15 protein-coding genes and 1 pseudogene are annotated in these 15,537 nt (G+C 50.9%); 11 read left to right on the top strand and 5 right to left on the bottom strand.

Annotation, left to right across the window (positions count from 1 at the left end):
• Window positions 1-60: 60 nt before the first annotated feature.
• Both KNP87_RS10890 and KNP87_RS10885 read left to right on the top strand, forming a co-directional pair.
• Entirely contained in the window at window positions 61-489 is a 429-nt protein-coding gene (locus tag KNP87_RS10890; protein WP_026831868.1) for a DMT family transporter, read from the top strand.
• A gap of 12 nt (window positions 490-501) precedes the next feature.
• Window positions 502-981: a DMT family transporter gene (locus KNP87_RS10885; protein ID WP_214721669.1), complete on the top strand. Its 480-nt coding sequence runs from the start codon at window positions 502-504 to the stop codon at window positions 979-981.
• Between the two features lie 262 nt (window positions 982-1,243).
• Here KNP87_RS10885 and KNP87_RS10880 read toward each other — a convergent pair whose 3' ends face one another.
• The 3 genes from KNP87_RS10880 to KNP87_RS10870 are packed head-to-tail and all read right to left on the bottom strand — an operon-like array spanning window position 1,244 to window position 3,500.
• On the bottom strand, window positions 1,244-1,705 hold the full coding sequence (locus KNP87_RS10880; protein WP_214721668.1) for a heme-degrading domain-containing protein: 462 nt from the start codon (window positions 1,703-1,705) through the stop codon (window positions 1,244-1,246).
• Complete coding sequence (locus KNP87_RS10875; protein WP_214721667.1) at window positions 1,702-2,742, bottom strand: Gfo/Idh/MocA family oxidoreductase; 1,041 nt, start codon at window positions 2,740-2,742, stop codon at window positions 1,702-1,704. The genes KNP87_RS10880 and KNP87_RS10875 overlap by 4 nt, the downstream gene beginning before the upstream one ends.
• Window positions 2,739-3,500, bottom strand: a complete 762-nt coding sequence (locus KNP87_RS10870; protein WP_214721666.1) for a DeoR/GlpR family DNA-binding transcription regulator — start codon at window positions 3,498-3,500, stop codon at window positions 2,739-2,741. Before KNP87_RS10870 ends, KNP87_RS10875 begins: the two co-directional genes overlap by 4 nt.
• A gap of 129 nt (window positions 3,501-3,629) precedes the next feature.
• Here KNP87_RS10870 and KNP87_RS10865 point away from each other — a divergent pair, with 129 nt between their 5' ends.
• The 4 genes and pseudogenes from KNP87_RS10865 to KNP87_RS10845 all read left to right on the top strand — a co-directional run bounded on the left by KNP87_RS10865 (window position 3,630) and on the right by KNP87_RS10845 (window position 8,807).
• Window positions 3,630-4,469: an SDR family NAD(P)-dependent oxidoreductase gene (locus KNP87_RS10865; protein ID WP_214721665.1), complete on the top strand. Its 840-nt coding sequence runs from the start codon at window positions 3,630-3,632 to the stop codon at window positions 4,467-4,469.
• 93 nt (window positions 4,470-4,562) lie between these two features.
• Window positions 4,563-6,146 (top strand): sensor domain-containing diguanylate cyclase, encoded by a 1,584-nt coding sequence (locus KNP87_RS10860; RefSeq protein ID WP_214721664.1) that lies wholly within the window; start codon window positions 4,563-4,565, stop codon window positions 6,144-6,146.
• A pseudogene (locus tag KNP87_RS10855) lies at window positions 6,143-6,466 on the top strand (potassium channel family protein); the annotation flags it as partial. The gene KNP87_RS10860 and the pseudogene KNP87_RS10855, both read left to right, overlap by 4 nt.
• Before the next feature lie 769 nt (window positions 6,467-7,235).
• Window positions 7,236-8,807 carry a glycosyltransferase gene (locus KNP87_RS10845; protein ID WP_214721663.1) on the top strand — a complete coding sequence of 524 codons (1,572 nt, stop codon included), beginning with the start codon at window positions 7,236-7,238 and terminating at the stop codon, window positions 8,805-8,807.
• A 77-nt stretch (window positions 8,808-8,884) separates the two neighbouring features.
• Here KNP87_RS10845 and mgtE read toward each other — a convergent pair whose 3' ends face one another.
• Window positions 8,885-10,237: a magnesium transporter gene (gene mgtE, locus KNP87_RS10840; protein ID WP_119924008.1), complete on the bottom strand. Its 1,353-nt coding sequence runs from the start codon at window positions 10,235-10,237 to the stop codon at window positions 8,885-8,887.
• Between the two features lie 235 nt (window positions 10,238-10,472).
• Here mgtE and KNP87_RS10835 point away from each other — a divergent pair, with 235 nt between their 5' ends.
• From KNP87_RS10835 to KNP87_RS10820, 4 genes are all read left to right on the top strand, one after another.
• Window positions 10,473-11,213, top strand: coding sequence for a metal ABC transporter ATP-binding protein (locus KNP87_RS10835; RefSeq protein ID WP_119924009.1), 741 nt, complete (start codon window positions 10,473-10,475; stop codon window positions 11,211-11,213).
• Window positions 11,210-12,070, top strand: a complete 861-nt coding sequence (locus tag KNP87_RS10830) for a metal ABC transporter permease (RefSeq protein ID WP_026831856.1) — start codon at window positions 11,210-11,212, stop codon at window positions 12,068-12,070. The genes KNP87_RS10835 and KNP87_RS10830 overlap by 4 nt, the downstream gene beginning before the upstream one ends.
• Complete coding sequence (locus tag KNP87_RS10825; RefSeq protein WP_214721662.1) at window positions 12,067-12,984, top strand: metal ABC transporter substrate-binding protein; 918 nt, start codon at window positions 12,067-12,069, stop codon at window positions 12,982-12,984. Before KNP87_RS10830 ends, KNP87_RS10825 begins: the two co-directional genes overlap by 4 nt.
• Window positions 12,985-13,077: 93 nt before the next feature.
• On the top strand, window positions 13,078-13,602 hold the full coding sequence (locus KNP87_RS10820; protein ID WP_214721661.1) for a PCYCGC motif-containing (lipo)protein: 525 nt from the start codon (window positions 13,078-13,080) through the stop codon (window positions 13,600-13,602).
• 53 nt (window positions 13,603-13,655) lie between these two features.
• Here KNP87_RS10820 and KNP87_RS10815 read toward each other — a convergent pair whose 3' ends face one another.
• The gene (locus KNP87_RS10815) at window positions 13,656-14,093 is read right to left on the bottom strand and encodes a hypothetical protein (protein ID WP_214721660.1); all 438 of its coding nucleotides are present in this window, start codon (window positions 14,091-14,093) and stop codon (window positions 13,656-13,658) included.
• A 173-nt stretch (window positions 14,094-14,266) separates the two neighbouring features.
• On the opposite strand from KNP87_RS10815, the gene KNP87_RS10810 reads away from it, so the two are divergent.
• The gene (locus tag KNP87_RS10810; protein ID WP_214721659.1) at window positions 14,267-15,289 is read left to right on the top strand and encodes a zinc-binding alcohol dehydrogenase family protein; all 1,023 of its coding nucleotides are present in this window, start codon (window positions 14,267-14,269) and stop codon (window positions 15,287-15,289) included.
• Window positions 15,290-15,537 lie beyond the last annotated feature (248 nt).

Genomic DNA, 15,537 nt, shown 5'->3' with positions numbered 1-15,537 from the left:
TTTGCTCATATATCGACATTTCTCGATATATAGATTTGTTAAAGAAAGAAGTGACGGATTGTGAAATTCATTTATTACTTGTTCGCCTTGCTTGCCGGCATCTCGCTCAGCATCGAAGGCGCGATTTATGGAGAACTCGGCAACAGCATCGGCAAACTCGAGAGCAGTTTCTATAATTTCTTTGCCGGGACGATCATCATCGGCATCATCATGCTCTTTTTCGGAAAAGGCTCGCTCGGCTACACGTTTAAGGCACCGAAATGGACGTTGCTCGGCGGACTGCTCGGAAGTATTTACTTAACCATTCTCATCATCAGCATTCCGCTCGTCGGTGTCGGCTTGGCGATGATTAGCGTCATCATCGGTCAGATGATCGCTAGCATGATCATCGAACACAAAGGCTGGCTCGGGAGTCCACGGGTCGCCATCAACAAAGATAAGTTGATCGCATCCGGTCTGATGGTCATCGCCCTATTTTTGATTTTTTAAGGAGGAATCTTAATGAATATCGCATTACTTGGTATGACGCTGCTTGGAGGTGTACTCCTCAGCGCCCAGTCTTCAATCAACGGCGCGTTTGGTCAAAAAGCCGGCGCACTGGAAAGTACGTTCTTGACGTTCTTCACCGGCATGTTGTTGCTCGCACTCGCTGTCCTTTTCTTTGGACAAGGGGATGTCCTGATGTTGCTTGACGCCCCACGCTGGCAACTCAGTGCCGTCTGGTTCGGCGTCAGTTATCTGTTCCTCATCATTCTCGCTGTTCCCAAGATTGGTGTCACGGCAGCCAGCATCGCAACCGTCATCGGACAGTTGTCTGCCGGAATGGTGCTCGATCACTTCGGGACATTTGGTGGCGTCGAAGTGGCGTTTGATCTCAAACGATTTGCTGGTCTCTTGTTCATGCTCGCTGCTTTGTTCTTCATTTATCGCGGCAACAAACGGCGCGCTGCTGCTCCTGCTTCCGACTCGATTGCTTCTTGATTATGATATCCAAAACATGACTGACCTAAAAGGAATCACTCGTTTCACGCGACTCCTACAGGAAAAAGCGCAAGTTGACTTGCGCTGTCAGAGACGAACAAGACCCACTTTCCCGTCTCATTGAGGCGGGGAAGTTGGCTTGTGTCTCGCCTGAGGAAAGCCCGTGAGAGAAAGAGTGATTCCTTTTGCACGAAACAAGGGTGGCAGAATTATAATCTGCCGCCCTCTTTTGTATAGCAATCGATTTTCAGTCCATCCTGTTTTAGTTGTCTTGCCCATTCAAATACATCAAGGCATCCACCGCCAGCTGATGATCCGCTTCTTGTGATAAGCCGGACACGGTGATTGTCCCGATGACACCAACTCCTGCGACACGTATTGGAAAGGAACCACCGGCGTCGGCATAGTCGGCCGGATCGACGGCGTACATCGTGTGGTAGGACCGTTGCTTGCTCTCATTGTAGAGACGCATGTAGAGCGAACTGTGACCGTGTCGGAGCACGACGTTCGATTTCCGGCGAATCCACTCTTCCTGATCCGGTGCCGTTCCGTCGAGTGCTGCGTAAAACAAGCGTTGTCCGTTTCGCTTCAGTTCGACGGCGACCGACAATTGTTCCTGCAACGCCCGCTCGATGACATATTGTCCGGCCCGCAGTGCCTCCTGATTCGTAAAACTCTGTAACGTCAAGGTGTGCTCTTGTGCCAACAACTCCGTCAGCTTCATCGCTCCCACTCCTTCCGCAGGATTTTCCGTCCGGTCTCACTGCTCAACCGGACCGCTTCAATCAGTTGCATCGTCTTCAAAGCATCGGTCAGGTCGACCGGTAACGCTCCAGTCGCAAGCCCTTTCGCCAACGCTTCATAAAACCCGAGATAGTTGCCCGGAAGTGTCGCCAACCGTTCCGGCGGCTGATCGGCAATCTGCAGATAACCGTAGTTCGTTTCCTCGTCCCGTCCGAATGCGTGATCAATCGGTTGACCGGACGCCAGTCGGGCTTCTTGCGGATCCATCCCGTATTTGACGTAACTGCCGCGTGTCGCATGTAACTCAAACCGCGGGGTTGGTCCTTGGATAAAGGAGTTTGACCGTAAGACGACACGGCGCTTTCCGTAAAACAACGTCATCTGGAAGCCGTCATCCGTCTCTGCCCCGTCACGCTGGAACAAGACATCACCGACAACCGCATCCGGTTCGCCGAATAAAGCGAGCGCTTGATCAATCAAATGGGAACCAAGATCGAATAAAATCCCGGAGCCCGGTCCCTTCTGTTCGCGCCACCGGTCCCGCACGACCGGACGATACCGGTCAAACCGCGATTCAAGCCATTGCCAGTCACCGATCTCATTCATTTCAATCAACTGCTCGATCGTCAAAAAATCGCCGTCATACCGTCGATTTTGATAAACTGCGATCCGCACACCCTGCTGATTGGCAAGGCGCATCAGTTCTTCCGCTTCTTCGATCGTCACGACCGCCGGTTTTTCAAGCAGGACGTGTTTTTTCGCCTCGATTGCCTGTTTTGCCATGTCAAAATGTAAAGCGGTTGGCGTCGTAATGATGACCAGTTCCGTCTGCTCATCTTGAAGTGCTTCCTCTAACGTCGCGATGACGGCCGCATCCGGAAAGACCGTCGCGACCTTCTCTGCTTGGCTCGAAACGACTTGTCGGACCGTAAACTCCGGTAACGCTTGAATCAATGGGGCATGAAATGTCACGGCTGAAAATCCGAATCCGACAAGTGTCGTTTGAATCGTCGTCATGCTTGTTCCTCCTCTGCTATTTCGAGCAAGACTGCTGCTTCACGTAACCAGTCCTGCCATCTGTCTGTTGGTTGTTCATCGGTGATCAAGACGTCAATCTGGTCCAGGTCACAGACCTTATGCAGAAAACGTTTCTCAAATTTTGTCCGGTCGGCGAGCACGATGACCTCACAGGCACTGCGGATCATCGCTTTTTTGACGATCGCCTCTTCGAGATTTTCAGCAAACACGCCTTGCTCCGTCAGACCACATGCTCCGAGAAACACACGATCGACCTGATAGTTTAAAATATCATCGGCCGTCTTGATGCCGACCAGGCTGCGCGCATGCCGATCAAACTTTCCCCCGGTCACATACAAATCGATTTCCGGACGTGCCTCGACCTGCTCGACGATCGCGAGGGAGTTCGTGACGATGTGAAGGGGTTGCACCGGGAGATGAACCGTCATCCGGGCGACCGTCGTCGCAGCATCCAAGATGATGGTTTGATCGCGTTCGACATAGCGGACCGCCCGTTTGGCAATACGGTTTTTTTCCGGTTGTTCCGTTCGTCGATCGTATTGTACGGTCGTGTTTGTCCCGACACGAATCAAGCCGTTTTTGACCCGGATGATCTTGCCTTCCTGCTCGAGTGCAATCAGATCACGACGCGCCGTATCCCGTGAAATCCGGTATTCTTCCATCACCTCATCGAGTGAAATCTCAGGAGTCGTTTTGATCCATTCGCGCATTTGTTGAAGTCGTTCCTGTTGCGCCATTTAGATTCCCTCCCATTCTTTTCTTTATTTTAAGTTTTTAAATTAAAATGTGCAATTTTTACGCAAAATATATTCGTTGAATTCGGGTAAAGAAAACTAGGACTTAGATTTAAAAAGGAGGAATCACGCATGCGTACGATTTTCATTACCGGCGCCTCGTCCGGCATAGGTCTTGCGACCGCCACACGATTCGCTGAGGAGGGATGGACGGTCTACGCTGGCATCCGCGAATGGACGCCGGCACTCGAGCAACAAGCTGTGCCAAATCTGCATTTTCTTGAAGTCGACGTCACCGATCTTGCGAGCCTGAAACAAGCCGTCGCCGTCATCGAGCAGGAAGTCGGGCATCTGAATGCCTTATTTTGTAATGCCGGACAAGGATTGTTGCGGGCGCTCGGACAAGCAACGAGTTACGAAATCAATCAACTGTTTGATATCAACGTCTTTGGCGTCATGCGGACGGTTGAATGTTGTCTGCCGCTGCTCAAAGCCGCTCCGCACGGCAGTCATCTGCTCGCGACTTCAAGCATCAGCGGCCTTGTCGGTCAGCCGATGAATGAAATTTATTGCGCCAGTAAATTTGCTCTCGAAGGATTGTTTGAAAGTCTCGCCACCTATTACAAACCGTTTTTCTCGATTGATGTCACATTGATTGAACCCGCTGCCGTCGAGACGAACTTTACCGCAAGCGTCCTCGACCGTCTCGAGCAGACGGGCGGACTTCACGAGGATGACTTCAAGCCGATTGTCGAGAGCTATTTACGCACCTATCGCATCCGTCATCAAGACCGGCAGTCAGCGGATGACATCGCCGAGCTGGTATTCGACCTCGTCCACGCAGACGAAAAGCCGCTACGTGTCCGAACTGCACCGGAAGATGAAGCATTCGTCGCTCATAAAACGGCGAACGATCCATCCGGTCTGATCGGAACCGTCAAAACCCGGCAACTGACGTTAAATTTAGACTGATTTCCCTTTTGTTGAAAAGAAAATCGCTGCACCCTTTTCTTCCTCCTATAATGAAACTATCCAATTCATTTTATTCAAAAGGACGGTTTTTTCATGACGAATTTGTTTTTGTACGCAGCCGTCTATTTGATTCCGACGTTCATCATGTTTTATATGGCGGTCGATATCTTTTTGCGGAATCCGAAGCGCTCGCAACACCGGTTGTTGAGCTTGTTTACCTTTGCCTACGGGATGTTATTCCTCGGCGAATTTTTCCGAAATACCGCACCGGTCGCAATGAGTCCGGCTTTTGTGACGTATTGGTTCGGGAATGCCGGCTTACTCGTCTTCAGTACATCGCTTCATTTCATCTTCCGGGTGTCGAACTTGTGGAAAAAGATGCCGCGCCTCCTGTATCCGGGCATCTTTTACCTGCCGATGGTCATCGTCTTGTTTACCTATGTCTTTCAGACGAACGTCATCAACAGCCAACAGTTCGACCGGATCGGACTGTTCATCTATCCGGAATTCAATCCGTCCTATTTGATCACGATGACGGTCGGGAACGTCTTCCACGTCCTTGTGATCGGCCTCCTCGTCTACGCCCGGACGCACTTGCGTGACGCACGACGCGGCATCATCAACGTCTTGCTGGGTGTCGCGCTGATCGTCCTTGTCTGGGATGTCGTCTTCGGTTACAACTCGTTTTACGGCGTCATGCCCCCATACGCCTATATGTACGGCGGACTGTTTTGGGCGGCTGCCTTGACGATCGCGATGCGTCGGTTTGATTATCTTGCGTCCTACCAAAAACGGTTTGCGACGCTGTATAACTTGAATCCTTCCGCGATCCTGTTGGTCGACCGGCACGGCCGGATCGAAAGTGCGAACCCTGCCGCCTATACGTTACTGAAAGAACACGACTTGTTGGGTCATCCGTTCGCCGATTATCTGCCGGAGAAAAAACAGCAGGACTGGACGGCCCATTACGAGGTCCATTTCCAGTCGCAGCGCAAGTTCAATGAGTACGAAACGAAAGTCGTCACCCGGGAACAGCAGGAACGGTACGTCGTGATGGATGCCGATTTTGTCTTCATCGAACAGGAACTCCATGGGATGTTGTTGATCCGGGATATCCAGTCCTTCAAAGAGGCCGAGCAAACGATTCGCTTTTTTGCGTATCACGATCCACTGACGAAGATTGCCAACCGGCGCAGTTTTTATGAAGCAGCGGGACAAGAACTGTTGAAACGGATCAGCATTACGATTGTCGTCGTCGATCTGGACGGATTCAAAGGCATCAACGATACGTACGGGCATCAGATTGGGGATGCCTTCTTAATCCACATGGCCCGGTTACTCGAACAAGAAGTCGCATCCCTCGGCTTTGCGGCGCGTGTCGGGGGCGATGAATTCTTTTTACTGTTGTATGATCAGACACCGGATCAGCTCCATCAGTTCATGTCTTCACTCTTAAAGACATTCCAAGACAATCCGTTTATTTTGGCGGAAGAGTTGATTGAGATTCGGACGAGCATCGGTCTCAGTTATTCCCCTGACCACGGCATCAGTCTCGATACGTTGATTCATCATGCCGATCAAGCGATGTATCATATCAAACATAACGGCAAAAACGGATACCGGATTCATGATACGCTGGATCCGATACAACGACCGTATGAAGGAGGGGCCAGATGATTTCCGCGTTCGCTATTTTTTCACGCCTGTTCAAAGGAATACGTCGTGCGTTCCACTTGTCGTACTTCCAAGGATTATTGATTCTCTGTCTGTTGACATTGATTTCCGGAACGATTTTTTACAGCACGCAAGAAAATTTATCGGTCGTCGATGCGCTCTACTTTTGCATCACGACACTGAGTACGGTCGGGCATCCGACATTTGCCCCCGTCACGACGCTCGGGAAAATCTTTACGATGGCGTACATCACGATCGGATGCGGATTGTTTTTGACGCTGATCGCGACGCTGTCCTATGTCTTGATCAAACAGCCGGAAGAGTGGGAGGAGAGGTTATCGATGCGACAAGCTGCCATTCAAAACAATTTCGACTGGTGTCGTTTAATCTGTGAGTTGCATGGGTGTACCGTGACGGAAACGGCGGATAGCTGGGTCGCCAAAGGGGATGTTCCGCTGCTCTATCCGGAAATGATGGTCCGCGCTCACCAACAACAACTTGATCTGTCCGGTGTCAGGAGCATCAAGGATTGTACGGCCGGTTACGATTTTTCACGTGCCGGTTTGACGCATCTCTTTACAGCGGAATGGATCACCCGCCGCCCGATCCTCGATCGTCGGGCTTTACCTGCCGATTGGACCGTCGTACGTGACGTGCAGGAAGCAACACGTTTTTTCGCCATCCTCGAAACGGAGGATGTCCCGCAAAGGTTGTTTGAACGTTCCGATGTCCGGCTCTTTTTTTCCGAGCAGCAACAAGCGGGATTCATCGCCTATTCGAACGGACAGACGACCGGTCTGTCCCACCTGACCTCAAACTATCTCGACGAACGGCTGTGGGATGATGTGATCCGGCTCAGTTCCGCCCATTTTCCCGGACAGCCGCTCGTCGGCTATGAGTATGGGGATCAGCTGATTACGGCTCTGGAAGCCGGTTTTGATGACATCGGACCGCTTGCGGTCTGGATTCGGTGAACGGATGAACGTTCCCCTCTCCTTTTCAGACGAAGTAAGGTAGAGTGGAACAAGACAGTGGATAAGAAGAGAGGAGGTGCAGGTTGTCTTCACCTGAACAGGTGAAACAGCCAACACCATGAAGCGAACAACTTTTTTCACCTTAAATACGTTAGGCACGAAACGCGGCGGTCTCGTCAAAGCCGTCATCAAGCGGGCGAACACGATCGCAGCCGCTGAGCCGGATCGTCACGTCCATCTGTTGACCCTCGGGTTGCAGACACAAATCAACAGCATCCGGGAAGAGATGGTCCACCTCCATCTGTTGGATCAGCGTGTGCAGGTTACGAACTTGATCCATACGTTAGTTAAGCAAAAACCGAATGATAAACAGACAAAAGCCCGTTTGCTGAAACGATTGCAGCGGCAATTCGTCATCTTCGAGGATGCGAGCCGCCCGGAAAACGACTCCTACCGTCTGTTCGAGAACGGTGTCTACTGCCAGTACATACGGTTTGACGCCGATGACCGGCTCGTCTTCATCGATTATTTTTCAGAGTCGCGCCACCGCTTAAAACGGGAAGAATACCTTGAGCACGGCCAATTGTTCCAAGTCATTCATTATTCGGCGACGACGAACAAACCGGTCTCCCGTCAATTTCTCCACGGTGACGGCACTTGTTACTTAACACTGTGGCATAAGATCAATTCGGTGGATTGGAGTCATCTGTTTTACTTCGGAAAAAACGAACAGTTCCAATTCAACGATCCGGCCGCCTTCTACACGTTTGCGCTGAATCAGTTGCTGGCTCAATATCCGGCAGTCCTGCTGTCCTCGGAATTCCGGGATCGTCTGCCAAACTTACCGAAACGGAATTTAGATGCCGTCGTATTGGATGTCACCCATCCGAACATTCGGAAAATCGCCTTCGGCCACAGTAATCATTTTGTCGCGCCGTTTGACGAGACCGCGACGATAAGCGGTGTGTGGAATGCGCTGTTTAAGCGGATTGGTGAATGGAGTGCCGTCGTCACGGCAACGCCCCGTCAAGCCACACACATGAAACAGCAATTTGGACATGATTCGCTTTTCAAATCGATTCCGCATGCCTTTACGAATAAAGCGGCAGGCAACCTTGTTGCTGACGCCGTCAATCCGAACCGGTTCGTCGTCGTGTCACGAATTCAAATCAAAAAAGATGTCGCAGAGAGTGTTCGCGCGATGCGTTTGATCGTCGATCATAATCCAAACGCCTTCCTTGATTTTTATGGATTCGGCTACAACGATCAACTCGAAAAGGATCTCTTGGCCCTGATCAAGGAACTCGCCTTAACGGATCATGTTCATTTCAAAGGGTTCGTCACCGATATGCGGGAAGCCTATGCCGGTGCCGTCGCAACGCTCTTCACCTCCCAATCGGAAGGATTCGGAATGGCGATCCTCGAGAGCATGAGCTACGGGATCCCGGTCATCGCTTACGATATTTGTTATGGTCCGGCGGAAATCATCGAAGACCGGGTGACGGGACGTCTCATTCCAAAAGGCGACATGGCTCAGTTTGCCGAGGCCGCGATCGAATTGATGACACAGCCCGAAGCACGGCAGGCGATGGGCTTACGTGCTGCCGGAGCGCTCGAACCGTTTTCTGATCAACAATATGAAACGAGTTGGGTGAACCTGTTACACGAACTGGACGTTTCGACACATTAACTGTTATCCCCGAGAAAAAGAAAAAGTATCGTTTCGCCGCATCTCAACAGATCCGGCAGAACGATACTTTTTTGGTGTTACATCAAACGGCTGATGAATGCGGTCGCGATCCCAAAATAGACGAGCAACGACAGGATGTCGTTTAACGTCGTGATGAGCGGACCGGATGCGATGGCCGGATCGATGTTCAGGCGATGCAAAATCAACGGAATGATCGTTCCCGCCAGTGTGCCGAAAATCAAGGTGATGATCAACGAACTGCCGACGACGAGACCCAAAATCGGATCCCCCTGCCAGACATAGGCGATGATCGCAATCAAAATACCGCACGTCACGCCGATGATCAATCCCACCCGCAACTCTCGAAGAATCAGCCGGGTGACGACTTTTTTATCGACTTCGCGTGTGATCAATCCGCGGACGACGACAGCGAGGGACTGGGTTCCAGTGTTTCCGGTCATGCCGGCAATCATGGGCATGAAGAAGGCTAAGGCGACGACCTTCGACAACGTCTCCTCGAACTGACTGATGATCGATCCCGAGACGAGTCCGATGAAGAGTAACAGAATCAGCCACGGCAACCGACGTGACGCCGCCACCCAAGGTTTTGTATCAAAATCAATCGATTTACCGGAAGCGGATAGTTTCTCGATGTCTTCATTGGCTTCTTCCCTTAAGACGTCGAGCGCATCATCGACGGTAATCAGTCCGACGAGAACCTCCCCTTCGACGACCGGCAACGACACCAGATCGTATCGTTCGAACATCTTCGCGACATCCTCCTGATCGGTCTCCGACGAGACACTGATGACTTTTCGATCCATCACGTCCGCAATCTGTTCGTCGTTATTCGCCAAAATCAAATCGCGGTACGAGATGACGCCGACGAGTTGACTCAGCTGATTGACAACATAGACGTAGTTGATCGTTTCCGAGTATTCGATATAATCCCGCATCTTCTCGACCGTCTCGCCGATTGTCGACTCCTCCGTCACCCAGATGAAACGGTTTGTCATCAAACGTCCGGCCGTCTCTGCCGGATACGTCAGCAAATTCCGGACGACCAGTGCTTCGTCCTGTCGCATCCCCGACAGTAAGCGGTCCACTTCCTCGTCCGGCAGTTCTTCCAGGATTTCTGCCAAATCATCGTTTTCCATTAAATCCATGACGTGTCCGGCATGTTCGACATCGAGACGCCGCAACACATCCAACTGTTGCTCCAGTTCCAGTTCCTCGATGACATCCGCCAAACGTTCATGATCGAGATAGCGTAACAGACGTTCTTGCTCGGTTGGCGCCAACTCGACATACCACTTCGCCAAATCGTACGGATAGACTTCCTCAATCACCTGCTGTGCTTCTTCACGTCGTTCCTTCATCAACGCATCCAGCAGCAGCAGCTTCCATTGTTGTTCCTTTGACTGACTCATACTACCACCCCCACGTTTTCTCCTTCTCCATCTTAGCACGATGCTTTCAAAAAGAACGCCCATCAAAGCAGTTGACTTTTCTTTCGTCACGCCTTAAAATTTGCCTAAAGGAAACATTATTAGTTCGGAGAACAATCCATGCGATAAGGCAATCTCTTTTTTTAAACTTTTTCTTGCCCTAAGGAAACATTTGTTTCCACACTAAAATTAAAGCAGTTGAAAGGAGTGTCTTCACATGTACGCAATCGAAGTAGAACAATTAAACGTGTCGTATTTTGAAACGACCGCCTTGGAAAAATTGTCCGTTCGCTTCACGGCAGGACAGCTTGTCGGCATCATCGGTCCAAACGGTGCCGGCAAATCGACCTTCATCAAAGCCATCATGGGATTGATTCCGGCCGGTGCGAAAACGATCACCTTGTTGGGTCAATCAACAAAAGAAGCACGGACGCGGGTCGCTTACGTCCCACAACGCAGTGCCATCGATTGGGATTTTCCGATTCGGGTGCTCGACGCGGTTTTGATCGGCTGTTATCCAAAACTCGGTCTGTTCAAGCGTCCGACGAAACAACACCGGGCCTTGGCGATTGCTTGTCTCGAACGGGTCGGCATGCAGGACTATGCCAATCGACAGATCGGTGAATTGTCGGGCGGTCAACAACAACGGGTCTTTTTAGCCCGCGCCCTGGCACAAGAAGCAGAACTGCTGTTACTGGACGAACCGTTCGTCGGAGTCGATGCCGGCAGTGAACGGGTCATCATCGACTTATTACGGACACTACGCAATGAAGGCAAAACGATTGTCGTCGTCCACCATGATTTAAGTAAGGCCGCCGATTACTTCGATACTCTCATGTTGTTGAACCGGCAATTGATTGCCGTCGGCCCGCCGAAAGATGTTTTACATGCCAAAACGATTGAAGGCGCATACGGCAATCCGCTCGCCTTCTTACAGAAAGTCGAGGTCACCTCATGAACTTTTTAACTTTCATCGAAGCGACGTTTCAGTATGATTTCCTGCAAAAAGCGCTCATCACCTCCGTCATGGTCGGGATCATCTGCGGTGTCATCGGCTGTTTCATCATCCTGCGCGGCATGTCCTTGATGGGGGATGCGATTTCCCACGCTGTCTTACCGGGCGTCGCGATTTCCTATCTGCTCGGTATCAATTTCTTCATCGGTGCGGTCGTGACCGGTCTGCTGACGGCGCTCGGAATCGGGTTTGTCAGTCAAAACAGCCGGATCAAAAACGATACCGCGATCGGGATTTTGTTCACTTCTGCCTTTGCGCTCGGCATCATCCTGATTTCCTTCTTACGCAGCAGCAGTGATTTGTACCACATCCTGTTCGGAAACGTCCTCGCCGTCCGCCCGAGTGATATGTGGATGACACTGATCATCGGCATCATCGTTCTCGGGGCGATCTATCTGTTCTACAAGGAGTTATTGGTCACATCCTTTGATCCGACGATGGCTGCTGCTTATGGATTGTCAACACGATTGGTCCACTACCTGCTGATGACGATGTTGACGCTCGTCACAGTCGCCTCGCTGCAGACAGTCGGCATCATCCTCGTCGTCGCGATGTTGATCACACCGGCAGCGACCGCTTATCTCTTGACGAACCGGTTGTCGCGGATGATCTTCCTGTCTGCCGGGTTCGGCACAATCTCTTCCATCGTTGGTCTGTATTTTAGTTTTACCTATAACCTTTCTTCCGGAGCGTCAATCGTGCTGGTCGCGACTGCCCTGTTCGCACTGGTCTTCGTGTTCTCACCACGTCACGGTCTGCTCCGGAAATGGAAATCATCTAAAAAGGAGCTCACGACATGACATTCAAACGATTCATCCCCTTGGCGGGTCTCGCCGTCTTACTGGCAGGCTGTTCAACGGATTCCGCGGACGAAGGAAAACTGCAGGTCGTCACGACCTATTCGATTTTAGAAGATATGGCACGTGTCGTCGGCGGCGAACACGTCGAGGTGCACAGCATGGTCAAGATTGGTGCCAATCCTCATGAGTATGATCCGTTGCCGACGGACGTCCAGAAGATGGCCGATGCCGACGTCGTTTTTTATAACGGGTTAAACCTTGAAGCCGGCGGTTCCTGGTTCAACAAACTCCGTTCGAGTACAAACAAAGACGGAAAAGACGCACCGGTCTATCAACTGAGTAAAGGCGTCGAACCGAAGTACTTGACCGCAGCCGGAAAAGAACAGGAAACCGATCCCCACGCCTGGCTCAATCTGAACAACGGCATCCAGTACGTCGAAAACGTCAAGGATGGCTTGATTAAGGAAGATCCGGATAATCGGGCGGATTACGAAAAAAATGCTTCCGCGTATATCAAGGAACTCAAGACGCTCGATACAAAAGCCAAAGAACGGTTTGCAGCGATTCCAAAGGAACAACGGCACCTGATCACGAGTGAAGGCGCCTTTAAGTACTTCAGTTCCGCCTATGACTTCAAAGCCGACTACATCTGGGAGATCAATTCCGATAATCAGGGAACACCCGATCAAGTCCGCCGCATCGTCGATTTAATCAAGCAGCAGGACATTCCCGTCTTGTTCGTCGAGACAAGTGTCGACCGCCGAAGCATGGAGACGGTCTCCCGCGAGACCGGTGTCCCGATTGGCGGAACGCTCTACACCGATTCGCTGGGTGCAAAAGGAAAAGACGGCTCAACGTACTTGACGATGATGGAAGCGAACTTCGATACGATCGAACAACAACTGACCCGCTAAGAACTGTCATCGGATTGCCACCCGCTTTTTCTGCACGGCTGTCTGATCCAACGTATACTAAGGACGGAAACGATATACGATGGAGGGATATGAATGGTAAGAAAAAACGGATGGATGATCGCGACATTATCAGCGACCCTTGCGCTTGGTGCCTGTGGACAGGCGGAACAAAAGACCGCCCCACATGCCGAACAGGAAAAACAGGAAGCGCATGCTGAACATGAAGGACATGCTTCACATACAGGTGCTGATCAGTTGGAGCGGACGACGTCTCCGACAATCGCCCCGTCATTTTTAAAAGAGACCGATTCGTCGATTCAGACGATTTACCTGTCTGTCGCGAAACATCAGGACTTGCTCGAAAAAATGCCGTGTTACTGTGGTTGCGGGGAATCTGCCGGTCATACGAGTAACTATGACTGCTTCATCGCGGATCAGACACAGAGCGGTGAAACGACGTGGACGACACACGGCATTACGTGTGGGACATGTCTCGACATCGCGGCTCAATCGATCGTCGCCTATCAACAAGGCACACCAATCAAACAAATCCGCGATGACATTGATGCGATCTATTCAAAAATGGACGTGGCACCGACACCCACTCCTGCCCTCTAAATCAAAAAGCTGTTTCGACCTCAAGCGTCGAAACAGCTTTTTTTGTGTAGGACTTAGTGTCGCGAACGAGCGGTCGCATGGAGGACAAACGGTCTGCCGGAAAGCAGTTCTTCGAGTTGATAATACGTATGGGCGCGAAGTGGTTGACTCGTGCGTGGGAGATGCCGCAATTCGTACGCCACTTCCAGCAGGTAGAATTTATAGGTTGCCGACTCATCGAAACCAAAACTGGTGCGTCGTGCTTCCACGTAACCGAGTAAACGCCGTTGTTGCTCCATCGATAACCGTTGTACTTGTGGGGCAATTGCTTCAGCCGGACGAAGGATCAGTTCCCGTTCCGTTCGATACAGACGGTTCATGACGCCTTGTTCCCGTCGTAAAGCGATCAATTTTGCAGGCTGGTAAGAGCGCGGGTGCGGGTGGGCATGGACTAAATACTGTTCAATGAGGGCTTGCGTCGGGGCTGCTGGAAAGGAAATGACATCATGCATACGATTCGACTCCTTTTTCAGTAGTAGATACGCCATTTATTTTACTACAAATTTCCAAATGAAATAGACCGTTCAGCAGGAAGGAAATCAGTTTTTTAGTTTTAGAGAGGGTTTCATTTCTTGAGGCAAGTGGAACAGTTCAAAAGATAGTTACTTACGAAAGGATGATCGATATGACTCAAATGAAAGCCATTGGATTCCATAAGCATTTACCGATTACTGAAGCCAACAGTTTGATTGATCTTGAAATCGAGCGCCCTGTCGCGCAAGGACACGACCTGTTAGTTGAAATTAAGGCGGTCTCCGTCAATCCGGTCGATACGAAAGTCCGGGCCCACGGTACGGACGAGACTGAACCAAAAGTCATCGGTTACGATGCGGCAGGTATCGTCGTTGAAGTCGGCGACCATGCTTCCCTCTTCTCGGTTGGTGACGAAGTCTATTATGCCGGTGCCATCAACCGTCCCGGTTCCAACAGCGACTTCCAACTCGTTGATGAACGGATTGTCGCCAAAAAACCGCAACGGCTGACGTTTAGCGAAGCGGCCGCCCTACCATTGACGACTTTGACGGCTTACGAAGCATTGACCGACCGTCTCCAGTTGACGTTTGATGCCAAATCAAACCTCGATAAGACGATGTTAATCATCGGTGCAGCCGGCGGTGTCGGCTCGATTGCGACACAACTCGCGAACAAGGCAGGACTGACCGTCATCGGAACGGCTTCACGACCGGAGACGATTGAATGGACCAAAACACACGGGGCCCATCATACGATCAATCACCATGAAGACTTCCGAGCCCAACTCGAGCAGCTGGGGTATCACTATGTCGACTATATCTTCTGTTTGAATGCAACCGATCAGCACTTTGATGCGATGGTCGACGTCATCGCTCCCCAAGGAAAGATTTGCAGCATCGTCGAGACGGATCAAAACCTTAACCTCAGTGCATTGCAACAGAAAAGTGCGACGTTCGTCTGGGAGTTCATGTTCACCCGTTCGCTGTTCGAGACAGCAGACATGATCCGCCAACACGAAATCTTGACACAAGTCGCCACGTGGCTCGAGGAAGAGACGCTTGAGACGACCGTCACGCAGACATTGATTGGTCTAAATGCCGCCAACTTGAAAGAAGCCCATCGCCTCGTCGAAAGTGGCAAAACGATTGGGAAAGTCGTTGTTGAACGACGATAAGACGCAACAGGGACTGACTCAAAAAAGAATCACTCGTCTTTTCACGCCCTTTCCTCAGGCGAGACACAAGCCAGTTTTCCTGCCCCATTCAGGCAGGAAAGCGGGTCTTGTTTGTCTCTGACTGATATGCTCCCCAAAAAGTAGACAGTTGAAATAAGAAAAACTGTTTATTTTTGAAAGGAGCTTTTTTCTATGTCCAAATTCAAGCGTTCCGCTAGTGAAAAACTAGATGCCATCCAAACCTATGA

Origin of the sequence: Exiguobacterium sp. s192 (assembly GCF_018618795.1) — a bacterium.
GTDB lineage: Bacteria > Bacillota > Bacilli > Exiguobacteriales > Exiguobacteriaceae > Exiguobacterium_A > Exiguobacterium_A undae.
Note: the sequence above shows the minus strand (reverse complement) of the source record. Positions and strands in the feature narration are given on the sequence as shown.